The organism is Methylosinus sporium (assembly GCF_003113265.1).
GTDB lineage: Bacteria > Pseudomonadota > Alphaproteobacteria > Rhizobiales > Beijerinckiaceae > Methylosinus > Methylosinus sporium.
Genome location: NZ_PUIV01000002.1, coordinates 18280 through 41507, shown reverse-complemented (window position 1 = coordinate 41507; position 23228 = coordinate 18280). Strand labels below are relative to the sequence as shown.

Annotated in this window: 19 protein-coding genes; 13 read left to right on the top strand and 6 right to left on the bottom strand. The window is 64.5% G+C overall.

Going from position 1 to position 23228, the window contains the following annotated elements; genetic code table 11:
- Positions 1-68: 68 nt before the first annotated feature.
- A complete protein-coding gene (locus C5689_RS02315; protein WP_108915669.1) occupies positions 69-1418 on the bottom strand; it encodes a histidine kinase in 1350 nt (449 codons plus the stop codon).
- 116 nt (positions 1419-1534) lie between these two features.
- On the opposite strand from C5689_RS02315, the gene C5689_RS02310 reads away from it, so the two are divergent.
- Positions 1535-2155: a response regulator transcription factor gene (locus C5689_RS02310; protein ID WP_108915668.1), complete on the top strand. Its 621-nt coding sequence runs from the start codon at positions 1535-1537 to the stop codon at positions 2153-2155.
- Positions 2156-2363: 208 nt separating this feature from the next.
- Here the strand turns inward: C5689_RS02310 and C5689_RS02305 are convergent, their stop codons facing one another.
- On the bottom strand, positions 2364-2996 hold the full coding sequence (locus C5689_RS02305; RefSeq protein WP_108915667.1) for a response regulator transcription factor: 633 nt from the start codon (positions 2994-2996) through the stop codon (positions 2364-2366).
- Between the two features lie 115 nt (positions 2997-3111).
- Here C5689_RS02305 and C5689_RS02300 point away from each other — a divergent pair, with 115 nt between their 5' ends.
- The 6 genes from C5689_RS02300 (at position 3112) to C5689_RS02275 (ending at position 8982) form a co-directional block, all read left to right on the top strand.
- Complete coding sequence (locus tag C5689_RS02300) at positions 3112-4512, top strand: ATP-binding protein (RefSeq protein WP_108915666.1); 1401 nt, start codon at positions 3112-3114, stop codon at positions 4510-4512.
- A gap of 115 nt (positions 4513-4627) precedes the next feature.
- Complete coding sequence (gene lanM / locus C5689_RS02295; protein WP_108915665.1) at positions 4628-5032, top strand: lanmodulin LanM; 405 nt, start codon at positions 4628-4630, stop codon at positions 5030-5032.
- Between the two features lie 28 nt (positions 5033-5060).
- Positions 5061-6245, top strand: a complete 1185-nt coding sequence (locus tag C5689_RS02290) for an ABC transporter substrate-binding protein (RefSeq protein ID WP_108915664.1) — start codon at positions 5061-5063, stop codon at positions 6243-6245.
- A gap of 83 nt (positions 6246-6328) precedes the next feature.
- Complete coding sequence (locus C5689_RS02285; protein ID WP_244594548.1) at positions 6329-7360, top strand: YVTN family beta-propeller repeat protein; 1032 nt, start codon at positions 6329-6331, stop codon at positions 7358-7360.
- On the top strand, positions 7357-8109 hold the full coding sequence (locus C5689_RS02280) for an ATP-binding cassette domain-containing protein (protein ID WP_108915663.1): 753 nt from the start codon (positions 7357-7359) through the stop codon (positions 8107-8109). Before C5689_RS02285 ends, C5689_RS02280 begins: the two co-directional genes overlap by 4 nt.
- A gap of 48 nt (positions 8110-8157) precedes the next feature.
- Positions 8158-8982: an ABC transporter permease gene (locus C5689_RS02275; protein WP_108915662.1), complete on the top strand. Its 825-nt coding sequence runs from the start codon at positions 8158-8160 to the stop codon at positions 8980-8982.
- Between the two features lie 10 nt (positions 8983-8992).
- Here C5689_RS02275 and C5689_RS02270 read toward each other — a convergent pair whose 3' ends face one another.
- The 4 genes from C5689_RS02270 to fdhF all read right to left on the bottom strand — a co-directional run bounded on the left by C5689_RS02270 (position 8993) and on the right by fdhF (position 15872).
- On the bottom strand, positions 8993-9847 hold the full coding sequence (locus C5689_RS02270; RefSeq protein ID WP_108915661.1) for a nitroreductase family protein: 855 nt from the start codon (positions 9845-9847) through the stop codon (positions 8993-8995).
- A 47-nt stretch (positions 9848-9894) separates the two neighbouring features.
- The gene (locus C5689_RS02265; RefSeq protein WP_108915660.1) at positions 9895-10917 is read right to left on the bottom strand and encodes an enoyl-CoA hydratase/isomerase family protein; all 1023 of its coding nucleotides are present in this window, start codon (positions 10915-10917) and stop codon (positions 9895-9897) included.
- Between the two features lie 56 nt (positions 10918-10973).
- Complete coding sequence (locus C5689_RS02260) at positions 10974-12503, bottom strand: sugar transferase (protein ID WP_244594547.1); 1530 nt, start codon at positions 12501-12503, stop codon at positions 10974-10976.
- Positions 12504-12995: 492 nt separating this feature from the next.
- Positions 12996-15872, bottom strand: coding sequence for a formate dehydrogenase subunit alpha (gene fdhF, locus C5689_RS02250; RefSeq protein WP_108915658.1), 2877 nt, complete (start codon positions 15870-15872; stop codon positions 12996-12998).
- 440 nt (positions 15873-16312) lie between these two features.
- Between fdhF and C5689_RS02245 the strand changes: the two genes are divergently transcribed.
- The 6 genes from C5689_RS02245 (at position 16313) to C5689_RS02220 (ending at position 23163) form a co-directional block, all read left to right on the top strand.
- On the top strand, positions 16313-17362 hold the full coding sequence (locus C5689_RS02245) for an ABC transporter substrate-binding protein (protein WP_108915657.1): 1050 nt from the start codon (positions 16313-16315) through the stop codon (positions 17360-17362).
- Positions 17363-17374: 12 nt separating this feature from the next.
- On the top strand, positions 17375-18373 hold the full coding sequence (locus tag C5689_RS02240) for a FecCD family ABC transporter permease (protein WP_108915656.1): 999 nt from the start codon (positions 17375-17377) through the stop codon (positions 18371-18373).
- A 37-nt stretch (positions 18374-18410) separates the two neighbouring features.
- Positions 18411-19223 (top strand): ABC transporter ATP-binding protein, encoded by an 813-nt coding sequence (locus tag C5689_RS02235; RefSeq protein WP_108915655.1) that lies wholly within the window; start codon positions 18411-18413, stop codon positions 19221-19223.
- Positions 19220-19954: a hypothetical protein gene (locus C5689_RS02230; protein ID WP_108915654.1), complete on the top strand. Its 735-nt coding sequence runs from the start codon at positions 19220-19222 to the stop codon at positions 19952-19954. Before C5689_RS02235 ends, C5689_RS02230 begins: the two co-directional genes overlap by 4 nt.
- Positions 19954-20667, top strand: a complete 714-nt coding sequence (locus tag C5689_RS02225; protein ID WP_108915653.1) for a hypothetical protein — start codon at positions 19954-19956, stop codon at positions 20665-20667. Before C5689_RS02230 ends, C5689_RS02225 begins: the two co-directional genes overlap by 1 nt.
- A gap of 171 nt (positions 20668-20838) precedes the next feature.
- Complete coding sequence (locus C5689_RS02220) at positions 20839-23163, top strand: TonB-dependent receptor (RefSeq protein WP_108915652.1); 2325 nt, start codon at positions 20839-20841, stop codon at positions 23161-23163.
- Positions 23164-23228 lie beyond the last annotated feature (65 nt).

The window sequence follows — 23228 nt, the reverse complement described above, 5'->3', positions numbered from 1 at the left end:
ATGGCCACGAATGCTTTTCTCTCCGCGAGCGTAAGCGCGAAATAAAATGACTGCTGCGCCGCGCAATCCTATTTTGCGTCGCACAATGTTTCGAGCGACGTCCCGGTCGGCAGAGGAAGACGCGCTTGCAGAGCGGCGCCGCGCGGCGATGTCGATTCGAGTGTCAGTCGGCCGCCCAACGCGGCGACGCGCTCGCCCATTCCACGCAGGCCGATGCCTTCGCGCACGCCTGCCGAAACGCCGGCGCCGTCGTCGCGCACGAGGATGCGCAATTCGCTCTCTGCGCCTGCGACGATGCGCTCGACCGTCACATCGACCCGCGCGGCGCTCGCATGGCGAAACACATTGGTCAGCCCCTCCTGCACGATGCGATAGGCGGTGAGCGCGATGGTCTCGTCGAGCGGCTCGCCGGTCTCGGCGACATGCAGACCGACGGCGACCTCGGGCTCGAGATCGCGCCAGCCCTGGGCCAGCGCCTGCAACGCCCCCTCGAGACCCATTTCGTCCAGCGCCGCCGGCCGCAGCCGGCCGAGGATGCGGCGATTGACCTGCTGCAATGCGCCGAGCTGCGCGTCGATGGTCAGGCAATCTTCCCGACGTGCGCCCTCGAGCTTGCGCGCGAGCGCGCCGAGCCCGGCGCGAATGCTGAACAGAAACGGCCCGATCTCGTCATGCAGATCGCGGGCGATGTCGCGCCGCTCCGCGTCCTGCACATGGATGATGCGCTCGACGAGCGCGCGATTCTCCGCGTCCAGACGCGCGAGCGTCTGCGCCAGCGCATCCACTCTCGAGGCGATGGCGACGAACTCCGGCGCATCGCCCGCCGCCATGCGCACGCTGCGATCGCCGCGCTCGAGCCGATGCAGCGCCTCGGCGAGCGTCGAAACGGGCGCGAGCGCGCGCGAGACGACGATCGACACAACGCCGAAGCCGGCGAGCGCGAGCGCCGCCGCGCCCAGCGCCAGCAGCCATGCCTCCTCCCATATCTCGTCGATCTCGTCGCCCGGATCGGCGGCCAGCGCCAGCTCGCCGCGCAGGCGGCCGCGGCCGTCCAGGGCGATGCGCGTCTCGCTCGGCGGCCCGGCGACGAGCGCCGCGAACCAGGCCGGCGCGCGCCGCCCCTCCCCCGCGGGCGCGCCCGCCGCGCCGGAGCCGGCCATGAAAATATGAATGTGCCGCAGCCGCTCCACCTCGGCGAGCCGGGCGCGAAGGGCGGAAAGCGGATCGTCGCTCTCCGCCACGCTGGCCAGCGCCGTCGCCACGAATTCCCGCGCGAGGCGGGCGGTGCTGTCCGATTCGGCCCGCACGCGCGAGGCGGCGTGCAGCATCAGCAGGCCGACGCCGAGGGCGAGGCCGGTCGCGAGCGTCGCGCCGAGCAGCGCCAACAGCCTGGCGCGCAAGGATAAACTTTCCAGCATGGGGACCCGCCTTTGCAATGCGCGGCGACTTTACGTAAGGGTAGCGCTTGGTCAATCCGTCCCGACGCTTCCGGCCGTAGCGTCCTCGAAACACAGCGTCGCGAGCTCAAAAAAAGATGCGTGTCCTGATCGTCGACGATCATCCGATCATCGTCTCCGGCTGCGCGGCAATGCTCGCCGGCGAGGGCGACATAGAAGCGCGCGACGCCGGCGACGCCGAGACGGCCCTGACGCTCTTCGTGGAATGGCGGCCGGATGTCGCCGTCGTGGACATTAATCTGCCCGGCGCCTCGGGCTTCGAGCTGACGCGCCGAATGCTGCGTCACGACGAGGAGGCGCGCATCGTCATTTTTTCGATGAATGACGATCCGATCTTCGCCGCGCGGGCGATAGAGGCCGGCGCGCGCGGCTATGTGACGAAGAACGACGATCCGTTTCTGCTGCTGCACGCAGTGCGCGAGGTGGCGGCGGGCGGCATGTTCCTGATGCCGAAGCTCGCCAATCGCCTCGCCTTCGACAAAACCTCCGCGCTCGCCAATCCGCTGGCGGAGCTGAGTTCGCGCGAGCTCGAGATTTTGCGCCTGCTCGGCAAGGGCTCGAGCATGACCGAAATCGCCGATGCTGTGCATGTGTCCTACAAGACGATCGCCAACACATGCTCGCTGCTCAAGCGCAAGCTCGGCGCGCGCACGCCGATGGATCTGGTACGCATCGCGATAGAGCAGCGATTGGCGTGAAGGAGAGGGACTCTTCCTTCTCCCGCCTTCGGGAGAAGGCGGGGTCGGATGAGGGTCCGTGGATTTTTCTTTCTAAATTTTCCGGCACGAAATGTCTAAAAATTCCCGGATAAATCGGCAATTCTGAACACGCAGAGCCCTCATCCGACCCTCGCTGACGCGAGGGCCACCTTCTCCGGCGAGCGGGAGAAGGAGCTCACACCGAGATTCAGACCAATTCTTTCGCGAGCTTATTTTCGACGGCGATGCGGATGAGATCGGCGCGCGAGCGGGCGCCGAGCTTGCGCTTGAGCAGAGAGCAGCTGTTCGCCACCGTCTTGTAGGAGACGCGCATGATGTGCGCGATCTCGGCCATGCCCTTGCCTTCCGCAAGCAGGCGCAAAATCTCCAGCTCGCGGCCGTTGAGCCCTTCGAGCGGATTGGCGCCGTGCTTCTGATCGAAAAAAGCGAGCTTTTGCGCCACTTGGTTGGAGAGATAGCGCTCTCCGGCGGCGACCATGCGCACCGCCTTGAGGAATTGCGCGGGATCTTCGTTTTTCGCGAGATAGCCCTTGGCTCCATGTTCTATGGAGCGCGCGGCGAAGACGGGGTCGTCATTCATCGTGAAGACGATCGCCTTGGTGTCCGGCTTGCGCTTGAGCATTCGTCGCAGCAGCTCGAATCCGGAAAGCCCCGGCAGATTTATATCCAGCACGATGACGTCCGGCTGCGCGGAAGCGTGCGCCTCGAGCGCGGCGTCGGCGTCGCGCGCCTCCAGCACTTCAATGTCCGATTGGCCGGACAACATGCCGCGGCACCCGGCAATCACCATGGGATGGTCGTCGACGATCAGCACGCGCATCGGGCATAGCCACTCTTGGTAAGCGAGATTACTATGGGAATACAAAATCTTCTTTGTCAATCGCCGGCCCGCGCGCCGGCCCGCGCGGGGTCCACGGCGAAACCGGGAGCATTCCATGTCGTTGAAGGCGAGGCTCGGCTGGCTCATCGCCATCGTCCTCACCGCCATGCTGGCGGTCAATGTCGCGATCATGATCGGCCATGCCGGCCCGCGCGTGCGCGCCGAGGCGGAGAGCATAGAGCATTTGTCGCATGAGCTGGTCGAGACGGCGCTCGCGAGCGTACAGGAGACGAAGAACCCGATCCCATCGCTGCGGCGGCTCTTCGACAGTCTGCGCAATCTGCGCCACATCGAAATCGAGATTCTGCCGAATGACGACACGGCGCCGAATTTCGACTCGCAATTGCGCTCCGAAATCAAGAACGGCGTGCCGGATTGGTTCGTCAGCCTCGTCGCGCCAGCGCCGAAAGTGGACATTATTCCAGCGCGCGTCGGCGACGTGCAATACGGCAATATTGCCATTATTTTCAATCCGGTCGACGAGCTCGCCGAAATCTGGTCGGATCTTTTGTGGCTCGGCGCGATCAGCCTCGCCGTCACGCTGCTGATGCTGGCGCTGGTGCTGGCGCTGCTGCGTCGAACGCTCGCTCCCTTCGATTCGCTCGGACGTGGATTGGCGCGGCTCGAGGCGGGCGAGACGGCGGTGCGACTCGATCTGCGCGGCGCGTCCGAATTCAGGGATATTTCCCAAAAGCTCAATTCGCTGGCGTCGACGCTCGATCGCGTGCAGGAGGAGAATCACTCGCTCATCGAGCGCCTCTTCGCCGTGCAGGATTCCGAGCGCCGCGACATCGCCCGCGATCTGCATGACGAAGCCGGCCCCTGCCTCTTCTCCATCCGCGCCGGCGCGGCGACGCTCGCCGCTGCGGCTTCGGGAAATTTTCCCGATCGTGATCTGTTGCAGCGAAGCTGCGCCAATATAGACGCCGCCGGGCAGGCGTTGCAGACGCTGCTGCGGCGTATGCTCGAGCGACTGCGCCCGCCGGCGATGAGCGAGCTCGGCCTCGAGACCGCCTTGCGCGGACTCGTCGCCTCCTGGAGCGACGGCCGCGCCGATGTGCGGCTGTCGCTGCGCATCGCCCATGATCTCTCCTGCCTCGACGAAAGATCGGCGCTCACCGCCTATCGCGTGGTGCAAGAGGCGCTCACCAATATTTTCCGCCACTCTTCCGCCGCCAACGCCGAAGCGCGTCTCGAATTCGTCGAGGCGCCGCCCGAGCTCGCCGGCGCAGCCGAAGCGCTGCGCGTGGTGGTGGAGGACGATGGCGTCGGCCTGCCGGAAGAGCACAGATTCGGCCTCGGCCTCATCGGCATGAGCGAGCGTGTCCATACGCTCGGCGGCGTGATGCGCATGGAGCGCCGGCCGGAGGGCGGCACGCGCATAGAGGTGCTGCTGCCGCTTCCCGAAGTGGAGGAGCTTCCCGAGGCCGAGGAGCGCGAGGGCGACGATCTGTAGCGCAACCTTGTCGTCGGGCCCCTTTGTGCGAAGCGCCGGGCCTGTCTATATTGGGAAAAATCGGAGATTCTGATTTCCGATTTGTCGCGATTTACGACAGGACAAGGAGGCGCATATGGTTTCGAAATTTCAAATGATCGCCCTCGGCGCAGGTCTCTGCCTCGCCGCGCCCATCGCCGCGCAGCCGGCCATCGCCGCGCCCTCGCCCATAAAGACTTTCGATACGGACAATGACGGCACGCTCGACATCGCCGAAGTGAGCAAGGCCGCCGCGGCCGTCTTCGACAAGCTCGAGAAGGACAATGACGGCACCGTCGACCGCAAGGAGGTCGGCGCGCGCATCGGCAAGAAAGAATTTGCCGCCGCCGATCCGGACGATGACAAAACGCTCACGAAAGAGGAATATCTCGCCCTCGTCGGCAAGCTGTTCAAAGCAGCGGACAAGGACGATGAAGGCACGCTCGACGCCAAGGAGCTGAAGTCCAAGGCGGGCAAGGCGCTGCTGAAGCTGATTCGCTGAGCGAAAAAAGGAGCGGCCGACTAGCGTCATGATCAAGCGTTGCGTCATCGGCGTTTCGGTCGCCGCCATCCTCTCCATACTGCCCGCCGCGGCCGAGCCGCTGCGGATGAAATTTGGCGTGCTGCGCCAGCAACATTCGAGCGAAACTCTGTCGATCCTCGACCTGCCGGCCGAGGACGACACGCTCGCCGGCGCGCTGATCGGCGTCGCCGACGACAACACCACCGGCCGCTTCACGGGCCAGAGCTATGAGGCCATCGACGAGAAGCTCGCGCCCGGCGATGACGCCGTCGCCGCCGCGCAAAAGCTGCTCGACCAGGGCGCCGTCGCCATTCTCGCCGATCTTCCCGCCGATGACCTCCTGCATGTCGCCGATACGCTGAAATCGCGCGAGACGCTGCTTTTCAATGTGAGCGCGACCGACGAGCGGCTGCGCGAGGCGGACTGCCGGGCCAATGTGATTCATGTCGCGCCGACGCGCTCCATGCTGACCGACGGCCTCGCGCAATATCTCGTCTGGAAGCAATGGCGCCGCTGGCTCATCATCAAGGGCTCGCATCCGCAGGACGAGTTGCTCGCCGCCGCCTATCGCGCCAGCGCCAAGAAATTCGGCGCGAAGATCGTGGACGAACGCGTCTATGTCGACACGGAGGGCGGACGCCGCTCCGATTCGGGCAGCGTGCAGACGCAGCGGCTGATTCCGCCGCTGACGCAAGGCGCGAATTATGACGTGCTGATCGCCGCTGACGAGAGCGAGGTGTTCGGCAATTATCTGCCCTATCGCACTTTCGATCCTCGCCCGGTCGTCGGCTCTGCCGGCCTCGTTCCGACGAGCTGGGACGCCTCGCATGAGCAATGGGGCGCGGTGCAGCTGCAAAACCGCTTCCGCGCGCAGTTTCATCGCGGCATGAACGCCCGCGATCATCAGGCCTGGATCGCCGCGCGCATGATCGGCGAAGCCGTCACGCGCGCCTCCTCCGCCGATCCGAAGACGCTGGCCGCCTATCTCACCGGGCCGGATTTCAACATAGCGGCCTTCAAGGGCGTGCGCCTGTCGCTGCGGCCCTGGAATCTTCAGCTGCGCCAGCCTATCCTGCTCGGCGACGGCCGCATGATTGTTTCGGTGTCGCCGCAGGACGGCTTCCTGCATCAGACCTCCGAGCTCGACACATTGGGCGTCGACAAGCCCGAAACCAAATGCAGGCTGAAATGAAAATGACGACGCTGCCCAATAGCCTTCGTGCGCGACTCCTTCTCCCGCTCGCGGGAGAAGGTGGCCCCACGAAACGGGGTCGGATGAGGGCCCTCGAAGCTTCCCCGAACGTCGCGCATTCGCACGCCTTCTCCCTCGAGTGGGAGCGAGCGCGCGCGTTCCGCTCGGCTGCGATCGCGGCGCTGCTTCTCGCCTCGCCCGCTCACGCCTTCACCGCCTATGTCAGCAATGAGAAAGGCAATAGCGTCACCGTCATCGACACCGACAAGATGGAGGCGATCAAAACCGTGAAAGTCGGCCGCCGGCCGCGCGGCATCGAAATCTCGAAAGACAATTCCGAGGTCTATATCTGCGCCGGCGACGACGACACGATTCAAGTGCTCGACACCAAGACGCTCAAGATCACCGGCAATCTGCCCTCCGGCCCCGACCCCGAGCTGATGATATTGAGCCCCGACGGCAAGACCGTCTATGTGTCGAACGAGAACGACAATCTCGTCACCATGATCGACACCAAGACGAAACGCCGGATCGGCGACGTGCCTGTGGGCGTCGAGCCGGAAGGCATGGCGGTGAGCCCGGACGGACGCATTCTCGTCAATACGTCCGAGACCACCAATATGGCGCATCTCATCGACACGCAGACGAAACAGATCATAGCCAATGTGCTGGTCGACGCGCGCCCGCGCTTCGCCGCCTTCAAGCCGGACGCCTCCGAGTTATGGGTGTCGTCGGAGATCGGCGGCACGGTCGCGATCATCGATCCGCAGAGCCATAAGGTGACGCAGAAAATCCGCTTCGAGATTCCGGGCCTCTCCAAGGAGGCGATCCAGCCGATCGGCATCGCCTTCACCAATGACGGAAAGCGCGCCTTTGTCGCTCTCGGCCCCGCCAATCGCGTCGCGGTCATCGACACGGCGACGAAAAAAATCGAGAAATATCTGCTCGTCGGCCAGCGCGTCTGGCATCTCGCCTTCACGCCGGACGAGAAATATCTTTTGACCGCCAATGGCGTCTCCAATGATATTTCCATCGTCGAGGCCGCCAGCCTGAAAGTGCTGAAGTCGATCCCCGTGGGAGCCTTCCCCTGGGGCATTGCGGTGGCGACGAAGTGAGCGCCGAACCGCTCGCGCTCGACGTCGCGCATATCGGCCATAGCTATGGCGCGCGGCGCGCGCTGGACGATGTGAGCTTCTCCGTCGCGGCGGGGAGCTTCACCGTCCTGCTCGGCCTCAATGGCGCCGGCAAGAGCACGCTGTTCTCGCTCATCACGCGCCTCTACGCCGCGCGCGAAGGCAAAATCGAGATCTTCGGCCATGACGTCGCGCGCGAGAGCGGCGCGGCGCTGCGCCGGCTCGGCGTCGTCTTCCAGGCGCGCACGCTCGATCTCGAATTGAGCGTGACGCAGAATTTCATCTATCACGCGGCGCTGCACGGCATCGGCCCCGCGGAGGCGAAGCGCCGCGGCGCCGCGCTGCTGGAGCGCGCCGGCCTCGCCGATCGCGCCAAGGACAAAGCGCGCGATCTCTCCGGCGGGCAGATGCGCCGCGTCGAAATATTGCGCGCGCTGCTGCATGAGCCCCGCCTGCTGCTGCTCGACGAGCCGACCGTCGGCCTCGACATAAAGGCGCGCGCCGATATTCTCGCGCAAGTGCGCACGCTCGTCGCCGAGCGCAGGCTCGCCGTGCTGTGGACCACGCATCTCATCGACGAGGTGACGCCGAGCGATGATGTCGTCGTGCTGCATCAGGGCAAGGTTCTCGCCGCCGACACATCGGCGAATATAATGGCGGCGACATCGACAGAGTCGATCGGCGCCGCATTCGAGCAATTGACCGGCGCCAAGGCGCGGGACGCGGCATGACGCCCTTGCGATGCGAGCCTGACGGCTCGCTCTCAGAATGGAATCTCGATGACGACCGAAACCAGCGGCTTCACCGCGCGCCAATACGCCATCTGCCTCACCGGCGTGATCTGGCGCGAGGCTCTGCGCTTCCTGCATCAGCGCGAGCGCTTCGTCTCCGCTCTGGTGCGTCCCTTGGTGTGGCTGCTGATCTTCGCCGCCGGCTTTCGCCAAGTGCTCGGCGTCTCCATCATCCCGCCCTATGAGACCTATGTTCTCTACGAGGTCTATATCACGCCCGGCCTGATGGCGATGATCCAGCTCTTCAATGGAATGCAATCCTCTCTGTCGATGGTCTATGACCGCGAGATGGGCAATATGCGCACGCTGCTGGTCTCGCCCTTTCCGCGCTGGTTCCTGCTCGGCGCCAAGCTCTTCGCCGGCGTCGCCGTCTCGATATTGCAAGTCTACGCCTATCTCGTCATCGCCTATTTCTGGGAGATCGAGCCGCCGACGCCGTTCGGCTATCTCACCGTTCTTCCTGCGCTCATGCTCGCGGGGCTGATGTTCGGCGCGCTCGGAATGCTGCTCTCCTCCGCGATCAAGCAGCTCGAGAATTTCGCCGGCGTGATGAATTTCGTTATCTTCCCGATGTTCTTCGCCTCTTCCGCTCTCTATCCGCTGTGGCGCGTGCAGGAGTCGAGCCCGGTTCTCTATTGGCTCTCCGTCGTCAATCCTTTCACCCATGCGGTGGAGCTGATCCGCTTCGCCTTCTATGAAAAAATCTCCTGGGAATCGCTCGCGGCGGTCGCCGCCTATACGATTCTCTTCTCCGCCGGCGCGCTCATCGCCTATGATCCCGCCAAAGGAATGCTGATGCGCAAGGGCGGCTGAGCCGTCCCGCTCATTCCGCCGCCTCGAAGACGCGCTCGCCGCGACGCGCTGCGACGGTCCCGGGCGTCGTCTCGATCCAATCGACCGCGACGGGCTTGCGCGTTCGGAACATCTCGGGCGCCGGCGGCGCGTCGTCGGCCTCATAGCCGATCAAAATGGAGGCGACGATATCGACATCCGCGCCGAGGCCGAGATAGCGTCGAAGATCGCGCTGCACATTGAGATAATTGGATTGAATGCAGGTCGAAAGTCCGCGCGAATGGGCGGCGAGCGTGAGCGCGTAAGTGAAATTGGCCAGTCCGAAAGTGCGTGTCAGCGCATTGACGCGCAAAAGCACGGGAATGTCGCGCAAAGCTGCGAAAAAGCAGCGCATCGCTCCGAGTGGCGAAGGCTTGCGAAGGGATCGTCGGATCAGCGCCGACAAAGACAGAAAGGCGAGATCGACATATCGCTTTCGATCGGCGACGCGATATACGAAGACCAGCCTCGGCGAGCCGCGCACCTCGAAGCGCTGTCGATACATGGCGATCACGCGCCGGCCCCATTCGTCGGCCGTCGCCGGGCTCACATCGTCCAAATCGCTTTTCGGCGCGATCGAGGCGCGCTCCGCCGCGCCATTGCGCAACACCTGTTCCAGCACCGGAAAAACGGATTCCCATCCGGCCAGCTCGAAACGCGCGATCACATCCTTCGAGGCGTCGTGACCGAGCGCGATCACTTTCCACGCTTGCGTGTTGCCGGGCGAGGGAGCCCATGACGCGAGCTCGATAATTTCCGCGAGCAGAGCGTCGTCGACCCGCGAATCGCTGTAATGTCGTATCGCCCTTCGCTCGCGCAATCCTCGTTCGAGGCCGATCGCCTCCATTGCGATTCTCCTCTTCGTCTCACCGGCGATCGAGCAGCCGCGGCGCGTCAATCGGACAAGGACAATGTGATTTCGTCGCCGCCCGGCTCCTCGGAGGCGAGGCTGGCGCCGATGGCTTTCGAAAAATGGCGATTGAGGCGCTTCGGCGTTTGTCGATGCGCCGCGATCGACTCGGCCAGCCGGCCTTCGGCGCTCGAGGAGGCGCGCAGGCGCGGCGCGTCTATGATCTCGCTCAGCGCATCGGGCAGCGCATCCATCTCGCCGGCGAAGGCGATATGCGACAATATCTGCATCAGATGCGCTTCGGCGATATGGCGCGTCCTTCCGGTGCGATCTTGCACGGCGAAAAAGGCGTCGCCGATTCGCGCAGGCCGGCCGTGAAACACCGCCGCCATTCGCTGGAGCGCGATTTTCGCGTCGGCGATGCGCTCGGCGGGCGTTGCCCCTTCAACCTTGCCGCGATCGGCGAGAACGTCGGACAGCAAAATCGGAATCGCATCCGTCACCATCGCGCGCGACATCACGTCCCAGCCAATGACGCCGGCCATATGGCAGAGGCCGGAAGTATGATAGGGGACGCCGATCCGCAAATGCGGCAGCAGAATTTTGGCGTCTGCCCGCGCGCAGACGATCTCGCCGCAGCTGAGCGCCAATTCGACGCCGGCGCCGACGAGGTGCCCGCGGACGACGGCGCGCGTCGGAACCGTCTCGCCCAGGCCGCGCAGAGCCGCGGCGGCGCGAACGAAATAATTGTCAGCTCCGAGCAGATCGTCGCCGGGACGCAATCGGCGGGCGGCCGCTTCGAAATCCTCGAGATTGAGGCCGGCGCAGGCGACCGAGCCCGAGGCCGTATCGAAATCGATCTCCAGCCTATCGAAAGGAAGCGCGCGAAAGCGGCGAAGCGTCTCATAGAGACCGTCCATCGCGGATTTCGTCAACGCATTGTGATTGGATGGATCGGATATTGTGACGCGCAGCGTCTCGTCGATGGTTTCGTATCGCAGTCCCGGAACATCGACGAGGCCGAGCGCCTCGCGCGCCTTTTGCTGAAACTCGGTATCGTGCCGCATATCGAAAATCTCTCCTCCGCCGTCTGAAGCTCGGCGACGTCGACCTGGCGGAGAAATCAGCTGGGCTCGACGGCGCGATAAGGATATTCGATGCGCACGGCGCCGACGGCGCGTCGCCTGTCGGCGCGGGCGGCCTCCTCGCGCCGGCGGCGATCCCGCGGGGCTTCGCCCATCGTGACGGCGTCGCGGCTCGGCGCTTCGAATTCCCGTCGATACCAGCTGAGCGCGTGATCGACCGCGCGCCCATTCAGCCGCTCCCCCGTCAGCGCCACGAGGATCGTGCTGACGATGATTTCGAGATCGAGGCGCAGGCACGCGTGCCTGATGTACCAGAGGTCGAGCGCGTTTTTTTCCTCCGGCGAGACGCTGGTGCCGCCATTGATCTGCGCCCATCCGGTCACGCCCGGGCGCACGCTGAGGCGCGGCCCCGGATCGTCCGGCTGATCTTGCGGCAAAAGAGGCCGCGGACCGATCAGCGACATATGCCCGACGATCACATTATAGAGCTGCGGAATCTCGTCGAGACGGCTCGCGCGGATCAAGCGCCCGACGCGCGAGAGTCGCGTGTTCTCCGGCGCCGGCCGGCCATGTGCGTCGAAAGGCGCGCGATAGGTGCGGAATTTGTAGAGCAGGAACTTCTGGCCGTTCCTCCCCAGGCGCTGCTGCCAGAACAGCAGAGGCGCGCCGACATCGAGATAGACGACATAGGCGACGCAGAGCGCGAGAGGAAGCATGGCGACGAGCAGCACGCTCGCCGCGCAGAACTCGATGAGCCGCTTCGCTTTGAAGTAGGCCGGCGTCTCATAGCTCTCGATCGCCGCGGCGGCCGCGTCGTCCTGCGGCGAAGCGATGAAATTCAACGCCTGCGAAATTCCGATGGCGACGACCCCGCGCGCCGCGCATTGCGACTCGATCGCAGCGAGGCGATCGACGGGCGAGGAGGCCGGATCTTCGGCGAGCCAGACCTCGTCGACTTCGACGCCATGAATGGCGTATTCGTCGATGACGGCGCCGATGTCGCGCGGATCGCCGACGATGGAGACGCCGGCGATCTTGCGGCCGCGGAGACGCGGACGCGCATCGAGCGCCGCCACGACCTGCGCCTTTCGCGGCCGCAGCTCATCCGTCAATTTGATCGCGGCCGAGGCGAGACGGTCGACGCCGACGACGATCACGCGCCGCGGATCGGCCTTCGCCGCGTCGCGGTCGGCCCCACGCCCGGGCCAGAGATCCTTGTGAAAGGCGCGCGCCGCGATGCGTATCGCGATCATGCCGGCGCTCAGCACGAGGCCGAAGATCAAGGGCGTCGAACGCGGCACGCCCTCGATGCGCATGACTCCGAAAAGGAGCAGGCAGCCGAGCGCGACCGCGCAAGCCGAAGCGCCGCAGACGGCGAAGGCGTCGCGCAGCGAGAAGAACTGCCCCATGTGATCGCCGAGCCGAAAGGCGAGAATCAGAAGAATGGCGCAAGCTGCGGAAACGAAGCCATATTGATAGGGCGCCGGAATGGTCGCTGGAAAATCGCCCGGATCGAGCAAGACGGGATCGCGCAGGGCGAGCGCGACGAAAGGCGCCGTGATCGCCAACAGCAAATCCGCCGTCTCGATTCGAAAATGATTGCGATCTCTCGATGCTGGGGAAGCCAATCGCATGGCGCAGATTCTCCGAATGCGATCGAAAACTGGCCCGCAATTTTCGAAATGTCACTCCGGGCCGGCGTCTAAGGCCAAAGACGGACGCTCGCGCCGATCACGATCGCAACGCCGAAGCCGGAGCCCGCGCATGGCCGCGCAATATCGTGGTATCGCTCGGAAAATGATTGCAGCGCACAATGAAAGGCGGTCCGATCGGACGATGCGGGAGGCGCATCGCCATGATCGGCGTAGCGTAGCCAAATCGGAACGCGATGATGCGCCGCCGCAATCGGCGCCGATTCGCAGAGCGTTGTTTGTGGATAAGTCCGCGAGCGTCGCCGGCGCGAGGATCGAATGGAATCATTCGAGCCGAAACAATCGAGACGGCGATTCCCGAATCACGTCCCGCTGTCTGCGCCCGGCGTTCGCTCTCCGGGCGATCGTCTAGCGCGCCTCGCCGGCGCCGACGATCTGCCGGCTCTTCTCCGACATTTCGCGATAGCGCTCCTGCCATTCATTGGGGCCGTTGGAGGGCGAGACCTGCACCGCAGTCACCTTATACTCCGGGCAATTGGTCGCCCAATCGGAATTGTCGGTGGTGACGACATTGGTTTGGCACAGAGGATGGTGGAAGGTCGTGTAGACGACGCTCGGCGCGACGCGATCGGTGATCTTGGCGTGCAGCGTCGTCTCGCCGGCTCGGCTCTGCACGCGCACCCAATCGCCCTCGCGCACGCCCCGCACTTCCGCATCATGCGGATGGATTTCCAACACGTCCTCTGGATGCCATTGGCTGTTCTCCGTGCGGCGCGTCTGCGCGCCGACATTATACTGCGAGAGAATGCGCCCCGTCGTCAGCAGCAGCGGGAAACGTGGCCCGGCGCGCTCCTCCGTCGGCACATATTCGGTGATGACGAATTTGCCCTTGCCGCGCGCGAAGCCGTCGATATGCATGATCGGCATACCCTCCGGCGTCGCATCGTTGCAGGGCCATTGCACCGAGCCGTCCCGCTCGAGCTTCTCATAGGAGACGCCTTTGAACGTCGGGGTCAGCCGTGCGATCTCGTCCATGATCTGGCTCGGATGCGTATAGGTCCAATTGCAGCCGAGCGCATTGGCGAGAAGCTGCGTCACCTCCCAATCCGCATAGCCGGCCTTGGGGCTCATCACGCGCCGCACGCGCTGGATGCGCCGCTCGGCGTTGATGAAGACGCCGTCCTTCTCGAGGAAGCTCGCGCCCGGCAGCAGCACATGGGCGTAATTGGCCGTCTCATTGAGGAAGAGGTCCTGCACGACGAGACATTCCAGCGCGCCGAGACCGGCGGAGACATGCTTGATGTCGGGGTCGGATTGGAGAATATCCTCGCCTTGCACATACATGCCTTTGAACACGCCATCGACGGCGGCGTCGAACATGTTGGGAATGCGCAGCCCCGGCTCGCCGTCCAATGGAACGCCCCACGCCTCCTCGAAGAGCTCGCGCACATTGTCGTCAGAGACATGGCGATAGCCGGGGAACTCATGCGGAAAGGAGCCCATGTCGCAGGAGCCCTGCACATTGTTCTGCCCACGCAGCGGGTTCACGCCCACGCCGCGGCGGCCGAGATTGCCGGTCGCCATAGCGAGATTGGCGATGGCCATCACAGTCGTCGAGCCCTGGCTGTGCTCGGTGACGCCGAGGCCATAATAGATAGTGGCGTTGCCGCCGGTGGCGTAGAGACGCGCCGCGCCGCGCACCAGATGCGCCGGAACGCCGGTGAATTTCTCGATCTGCTCGGGGCTGTTGCGCTCCTCGGCGACGAAGGCGGCCCATTCGAGATATTCGTCGAAATCGCAGCGCTCACGCACAAAGGCCACGTTGACGAGCCCCTCCTTCACGATCACGTGCGCGAGAGCGGTGACGATCGCGACATTGGTTCCCGGACGCAGCGGCAGATGGAACGCCGCTTCTATATGGGGCGAGCGCACGAGCTCGGTGCGGCGCGGATCGACGACGATGAGTTTCGCGCCCTCGCGCAGACGCCGCTTGATCTGCGCGCCGACGACAGGATGCGCGTCGGTCGGATTGCAGCCGATGATCAGCACGACATCGGCCTCGGCGACCGAGTCGAAATCCTGCGTGCCGGCCGACGTGCCGAAAGCCTGGCTGAGGCCATAGCCGGTCGGCGAATGGCAGACGCGCGCGCAAGTGTCGACATTATTATTGCCGAAGCCGCTGCGGATGAGCTTTTGCACCAGAAAAGTCTCCTCGCTGGTGCAGCGCGAGGAGGTGATGCCGCCGACGGCGAGGCGGCCGTATTTCGCCTGAATGCGCTTGAATTCGGAAGCGGCGTGGGAGATCGCCTCCTCCCATGACACTTCGCGCCAGGGGTCGGTGATCTTCTCGCGGATCATCGGGCTGGTCACGCGGTCGCGATGCAGCGCATAGCCATAGGCGAAGCGGCCCTTGATGCAGCTATGGCCGTGATTGGCCTTGCCGTCCTTCCACGGGACCATGCGCACGATTTCCTCGCCGCGCATCTCCGCCTTGAAGGTGCAGCCGACGCCGCAATAGGCGCAAGTGGTGACGGCCGAATGTTCCGGCTGGCCGATCTCGACCACCGAATTCTCGATGAGCGTCGCCGTCGGGCAGGCCTGCACGCAGGCGCCGCAGGAAACGCATTCGGATTCCATGAAGGCCTCGCCGGCGCCGGGCGAGACGCGGCTGTCGAAGCCTCGGCCTTCGATCGTCAGCGCGAATGTGCCCTGCACTTCCTGACAGGCGCGCACGCAGCGATTGCAGACGATGCATTTGGACGGATCGTAAGTGAAATAAGGATTGGATTTGTCCTTGGGCTTCCAATCCTCATTGCGGCGGCCATCGCGCCGCGCCGTCACATGGTTGCGCCCGCTATAGCCATAGCGCACCTCGCGCAGGCTCACCGCGCCGGCCATGGACTGCAGTTCGCAGTCGCCATTCGCAGGGCAGGTGAGACAGTCGAGCGGATGGTCGGAAATATAGAGCTCCATTATGCCGCGGCGGATGGAGTCGAGCCGCGGCGAAAAGGTCTTCACCGCAATGCCCGGCATGACGGGCGTGGTGCAGGAGGCGGAGAGATTGCCGCGCCCCTCGATCTCGATGAGGCAGAGGCGGCAGGAGCCGAAGGAATGGAGATTGTCCGAGGCGCAGAGTTTGGGGATCTCTATGCCGATCTGCATCGCCGCGCGCATGATCGACGTGCCTTCCGGGACCGTGATCTCCGTTCCGTCGATGGTCAGAGTGACTTCCTTCTGCGATCGGGAAGCCGGCGTTCCATAGTCGATTTCCTTGATGAGGCTCATGATTCTGGTCCCCGCGAGGCCGGACAGATTTGATGTAGTAAAATTACATAACGATAGACGGGGAGGTTTTTGTCAATATCTGCAAATCGTCGCTTCATAGGCGACGCCTATAATCTCGTCAGAATGCCGCAGATACGTGGGAATGGCCGCAGCCGCGCAGAAACATATGCGTCGAATATATCGATACGAAAGACGATCGTTCGGGAAGCTCGCTGCGAGCCGGACGGCTCGTGGTCCAATCCCCGCCCCGGGCCGCGAGTCTTCTGGCTCTTTCTTTTCCGCCGATCGGCCGAAAAGCCGGACGCGCGTCGAAAAGGACGGCCGGGGCTGATTTTGGCCTTGCGCGGCGCAGCCTTCGGTCTCTATGGTCATTATATATATAAGACGTATACATATCGTATGCGTCTTCCCCCATCTCCGAAGGTCGAAAGGCCCCGTCCATGCCCTCGACGCATCTTCTTTCTCGAGAGCGCTTCCTCTTCGCCCTGCTGGCGCTGCTCGCGCTCGCGACCGCCCCCGCGCGCGCGGAGACGCGCGAGATCACCGATATGGCTGGCCGCAAAGTCGTCATTCCGGCCGACCCTCGCCGCGTTTTCGGCGCGGCGCCGCCGGTCATGGCGACGCTCTACGCCATAGCGCCGGAACGGCTCGTCGGCGTCAATGTGCCCATGCGCGGCGACGAGAAATCGCTCTATCGCAAGGAAGCGCTCGATCTGCCCGTGCTCGGCAGCAATGCGGGCATGGGGCGCCAGCTCAATCTCGAGGAGATCGCGGCGATGCGTCCCGATCTCGTCATCGCCTGGCTCGGCTTCTATCAGGAGAAGAGCCAGGTCGAGGCGAGCTTCGCCAAGATCAAAGTTCCGGTGATATTCCTGAAGCTCGATACGCTCGACGATTATGCGGAGGCCTTCGCCTTTCTCGGCCGCGTGTTCGGACGCGAGGCGCAGGCGAATGAGATGGCCGCCTATATTCGCGACGCGCTCGCCCGCGTGCGCAAGGCGACCGCCGATATTCCCCCGGCCGAGAAGCTGCGCGTCTATTACGCCGAATCCGCGGACGGGCTCGCGACCGATTGCGACAAGAGCTTCCATACCGAGCCGATCCTCATCGCCGGCGGCGACAATGTCTATCATTGCGAGCAGACCTCGCATGTCGGCATGGAGAAGATCAGCGTCGAGCAGATCGTCGCGCTGAAGCCCTCGCTGATATTGACGCAAAACAAGAGCTTCATCGCACTGGCCGAGGGCGGCGAGCTCTGGCGCAATGTGGAGGCGGTGAAGAACGGCCGCATCGTGAACGTCCCGCATTCGCCCTTCAATTGGCTGGACCGTCCGCCGAGCTATATGCGCGCGCTCGGCGTCCAATGGCTCGCCAATCTCTTCTATCCGACCCGCTTTCCGCTCGATCTGAAGGCCGAGACGAAGAAATTCTACCGGCTCTTCCTCGGCGTCGATATTTCCGACGCCGATTTCTCGCGCATAATGGAGTGAGCGGCGATCTCGATGCGCCTCGCTCTCCTCCCTTTCCTTCTGCTGGCGGTCGTTCTCATCGCTCTGTCGGTCGGGCGCTATCCGCTCGCGCCGAGCGATATTCTCGGCTTTCTCGGCGCCTGCCTCGGCCTCGTCGATCTGCCGCCCGAGCGCTTCGACCTCTTGCGCAATCTGATCGTCGAAATCCGCCTGCCGCGCGTGCTGGCGGCGGGACTCATCGGCGCGGCGCTGTCGAGCTCGGGCGCGTCCTTTCAGGCGGTGTTTCGCAATCCTCTGGTCTCGCCGGGCATTCTGGGCGTGCTCGGCGGGGCCGGCTTCGGCGCGGCGCTCGGCATTCTGCTCTCGGGCGATAGTCTCACCGTGCAAATCTCCGCCTTCGTCATGGGGCTCGTCGCGGTCGGCGTCGGCATCCTCATCTCCAATCTCTTCGGCTCCGCCTCCATGGTCACTCTGGTGCTCGGCGGCATGATCTCCGGGGCCCTGTTCACCTCGGCGCTGTCGCTCGTCAAATATGCCGCCGATCCCTACGACCAGCTTCCCGCCATCGTCTATTGGATGATGGGCAGCCTCGGCGCCGTCGATCTGAAACAGCTGAAGGGCGCGGCGCCGGCGATCCTCTTGGGCGTCGGCGCGCTGACGCTGGCCGGCCGGGCGCTGGACGCGCTCTCCATGGGCGACGACGAGGCGCGCTCGCTCGGCGTGCCGGTTCATGTGACGCGCTATGGCGTCATCGCCGCGGCGACTCTGGCCTCCTCGCTGTCCGTCTCGCTCGCCGGCATGATCGGCTGGGTGGGGCTGGTCGTGCCGCATGTCGCGCGGCTCGCCATAGGGCCGACCAACAGCCGGCTGCTGCCGGCCAGCGCTCTGCTCGGCGCGGCCTTTCTGATCGCCGCCGATTGCGTCGCGCGCAATATCACCCGCGCGGAGATTCCGATCGGCGTCGTCACCGAACTGCTCGGCATTCCGGCCTTCATCCTCGTCCTCGGCCGGGCGCGGAGGGCCTGGGCGTGAGGCGGGAGGCGGTCGAGCGCCGGAGAGGAAGCAGGCCGTGAGAGAACCCTCTCCTCGATCGCAGCTCCAGGGCCTCGACCTGCATTTTGCGCGCGGAAAGCGGAGCGTGCTGGAGGGGGCGACGCTGGGCTTCGGCGCCGGGGAGATTCTCGCTCTGCTCGGCGCCAATGGCGCGGGCAAGAGCACGCTCTTCCGCCTGCTGCTCGGCTTTCTCTCGGCGAAGCGCGGCGAGGTTCGGCTCGACGGCGCGCCGCTCTCCTCCTTCTCACGGCGCGAGATCGCGCGGCGCGTCGCCTATGTGCCGCAAGGCCATGTCACGCCTTTTCCCTATACGGTGCGCGAGGTGGTCATGCTCGGCCGCCTGCCGGAGACCGGGCTCTTGCGCGCGCCCCGCGCGGAAGATCGCGAGATCGTCGAATCCATCATCTCGCGGCTCGGCATAGAGCGGCTGATCGACCAGCCCTATACGGAGATTTCCGGCGGCGAGCGGCAACTCACCCTCATCGCCCGCGCTTTGGCGCAAGGCGCGCGCCTTCTGGTAATGGACGAGCCCGCGACGGGCCTCGACTATGGCTATCAGCTGCGGCTGATGCGGCATTTGTCGGCGCTCGCCGCCGATGGCCACGGCGTGCTGGTCAGCACGCATCATCCCGAACATGCGATGCAGATCGCGACGCGCATCGCTATTCTACACGAAGGCCGCATAGAGGCCGACGGCCCGCCGCAGCAAGTGGTGACGGCGGAGCGGATGCGGCGCCTCTATGGCGTCGAAGTGGCGGTTTTCGACGATCCTTTCGGCGCGCGGCGTCTCGCGCCAATCGTCGAGCGCCGAGAAGGAGCGCCGAGATGAAGCTCTATATGGGTTTCGACGACACCGACGTCGCCGGGGCCGAAATCGGCACGGGGCGACTGGTGCGGATGTTCGAGCGCAAGCTTCCCGACGGCGCGCGGCTCTGGGGCGCGCTACGGCATCAATTGCTCATCGATCCACGCATTCCCTTCACCTCGCACAACAGCCCGGCCTGCGCCGTGGTGGAGATCGACGATGAAGCGCTGATTCCCGCGCTCACCGCGCGCGCGATCGCACATATCGCCGAGTTCGCCAGCGACGGCTCCGACCCCGGCCTCTGCGTCGCGCGGGAGACCGACGATCTTTCCGAAATCGTCGAATTCGGCCTCTCCTGCACGCATGAGATCGAGACGCAGGATCATGCGCGAGCGGTCGCCGCGCGCGCTGGCGTCACGCTGCTCGGCCTCGGCGGAACCAATGACGGAATCATCGGCGCATTGGCGGCGGTCGGGCTCTCCGCCTATGGCTGGTCCGGCCGTTTTCTCGAATATGGAAGGCTGCGCCGCCTGCCCGATCCGATCTCGGTCGCCGCTCTGGCGGAGGCGGGCATAGAGGCGGTCGCGATCGACAAAAAGGCGCAGGCGCTCGACCCGCGAGCGCTGATCCATACGGGCGGCTGGCTGTCGCCGCGGCTGTGGGGCGGGCGCGCCGTCGCGCCGATCGAGGAGAAGGAGGACGGCCGCCTGATCGCCCTCGGCAAGCGCCCGCGCGATGCGGAGGTCGCCGACTGATGCGCATTCTCATCGGCATAGACGACACCGACGGCGCCGGCTGGGCGGCGAGCACGGCGCGGCTGGCGCGCGAATTCGGCGACACGCTGGACGGCGAAGCGCGCTTCATCGGCTCGGTCGGCCATATTCTCTTTGCCGGCGTCGCGGCGACGACCAACAACAAGGCCTCCTGCCTCGTCGTCGAAAGCGAGCGCGCCGATGCGCGCGACTTTCTCCTCGCGCGCGCCGCCGCCTATGTCGAAACACACGCCGCCCCTTCCAGCGCCTCCGGAATCCTCGTCGCCGCCGGCGGGGAGGCCGAAAGCCTCGCGGCCTTCGGCTGCGAGGCGAGCCGGCGTGAAGTTCGTTTCGACGAGCTGGAGCCCCTGCTCGCAGATATGCGGGCCACGGGCTCGCGCACACGCCGCGGCCTCATCGGCGCCGCGGCGGCCGTCGGATTGACAGCGCGCGGATGGTCCGGGCGCTGGCTGGAATTCGCCGGCGGGCTGCGCGGCGTCGAACGCGCCGTGCAAGTGCGAGAACTGAAAGCGATGGGCGTGATTCCCGTCTCGCTGGAGACGGACGCCGAGGCGCCGGCGCCGCAGGATTGGGTCGACACCCATGGTCGCCTGCGGCCGCAGCTCGCGGCGGGGCGCGCCGTGCTGCCATTGCGCCGCATCGGCGATGGACAATGGGAGTCCATCGGCGTCGAGACGCCGAAAAAATCTCGATGATCGCAAATGCGACAAGCAGTCTATATCACGTATGGTGACGCAATATGCGTCGATCTGCCAATAGATTAGACTTGCCGCCACGAGCGCATCTGATTACGTAATCGTCTTACATCACGAATCGAGCGGCGGACGAGCGGCGCGTCGGCCCGGGGCGGTGAAAGGCTGACGGCAATGACGATGTGCGTGCGCGAGAAACGCGGCTTCTCCTTTCTTCTCGGCGGCGCGTCTTTCGCCGCGCTGCTCGGCGCCCTCGACAGCGCGAGCGCCGAACCCTTCACGCTGCTGCCGGACATTTCGATCGGCGCGGCGACCGCCCCCGCGCCGAAGAAAAAGCCCGAGCCCGGCGTCATCGGCTCGGACTCCGTTTCATCCACCGCCTATGCCGCGGATGCGCGCGGGCTCGATCTCGCCAGCGGCGGCGGCGGCTCCAATCCCATCCGCGGCATCTCCTGGCTCCCCTCCGTCGATGCGCCGGCCATCGATCCTTATGGCCTCGCCAATCTTCCCGGCGGCAATAAGGGCATTCGCATTCGCGGCGAGGTCAGCCAGCACGGCAACAGCATCGGCACAGTGGAGGGCTTGCCGCTCTCCGGCATAAATCCCGGGCCCGGCGTCACCTGGCTCATCGACAATGAGAATCTGAGCAAGATCGTGCTGCGGCAGGGTCCCATGCCCTCCGATGTGAACTCTTATTTCACCGCCGGCGGCAGTTTCGACAGCCGCCTGCGCTGGCCGGCGGAGAAATTCGGCGGCGAGATTTCGCAGAGCGTCGGCTCCTTCTCCTTCCTGCGCACTTTCGCCCGCATCGACTCGGGCGAAATTTTGAACGGCACGACCAAGCTCTTCGTCTCCGGCTCCTTCACCGACGCCGACAAATGGCGCGGCTCCGGCAAGGACCCGCAGGGCAAATCCGGCTTTGCGGTCGGCATAGACACCAAGCCCGTCGATGGGCTGGAGGCGAAATTCTTCGTCGCCAAGAGCAGCTTCGACCAGCACAGCTATCAGGGACTGAATTATCAGCAGGCGAGCAATCTCGGCGCCTTCCGCCGCTATGATTTCGCCGCCTATCCAGGCCCGACGACGGCCAGCCAAATCAATTACTACGGCTATAATCTCCAGCATTTCGACTCTTGGACCGCATTCGGCAATATCGCCATAGAGGTCGACAAGACGACGCGCTTCGTCTTCAAGCCCTATTATTTCCGCGAGGACGGCTATTATCTCGATGGCCAGAACAATGGCCGCATCCGCAAATGGATCATCGACCACGACATGTGGGGCGTGGTGAGCGAATTGCAGACCCGCGTGCTGGACACGGACGCCAAGCTCGGCTTCTGGCATGGCGTGCAAAATCCCCCCGGACCGCCGACGGCCTGGGAAGTCTTCGCTCCCAATGCGGGCGGCGGCCTCATCAATCCGAGCTGGGCGATCCTCGGCAAGCAGACCGCGCCGCATGTGTTCGATTCCGCCTATGGAATCGCGAGCCGCGACTTCGGTCCGCTGCATGTGGAGGCCGGCGCGCGCTATATTTGGGAACGCATGGCGGGCATAGACGCCTATAATTCGACCGGCATAGGCGACGTCCCCTATGACACGGCGCTGGCGCTCTCGTCCGGAGTCATCGCCAATCGCAGCGTCAAGCCCTTCACCATCGGCACTTTTCTGCCCTTCGGCGCGCTCACCTATCGGCTGACCGACGATCTATTGCTGAAATTCAGCGGCGGCGGCGGCTATGGCGGACCGGGCTATGACGCCTGGCCGGTGTTCCAGCAGAATTCGGCGACCTTCCTCGCCAAGGGAATCACCGCCGATCAATTCTGGCATTCGATGAAGCCGGAGACCTCGACGCAGCTCGATCTCGGCCTGCGCTGGTCCTTCGACGGCGCCTATGGCTCGGGCTATGTGGAGCCGACGATCTATTACTCCCGCAATCACAACAAGCTCGTTTCTTACGATCCCGGCATCGGCACGCAATATGGCGCCAATGTCGGCGAGAGCCAGAATTACGGCGCGCAGGCGGTCGTCCATTATTCCCCGCTGGAGAGCGTCGGCCTTTTCGCTTCGCTCGGCTATCAGCGCGCCGAATTCGTCGAAGACCTGCCGCTGCTGCCCGGCGCCTCCGCGGCCAATTATTGGTCGACGCGGGTGAAGGGCAAGCAATTGCCGGACGTGCCCTATTTCATCTCGACGATCGGCGGCGATCTGCGCATAGAGGAATTCACCATCACGCCGATCCTGCATATCGTCGGCTCGCGCGCCGGCGATACATCCGGCTATCAGCCGCTCGCCGGCTACTCCACCTTCGATCTCACCGTGAAATATGAGCACAAGATCGACTGGGGAACGGTCACCGCCAGCGTCACCTGCATGAATATGTTCGACACCGCCTATATCGGCCAGATCAGCAGCGGCTATTATCAGCAGACCTCCGCCAACGGCATTTATTATCCGGGCGCGCCGCGCACCGTGCTCGCCAAGGTCGGCTTCAAATTCTGAGATGCGCGAGGAGGCGCATTAAGACAGGCTTAACCATAGGTTGTATCGTTAAGCTTAACGCGATG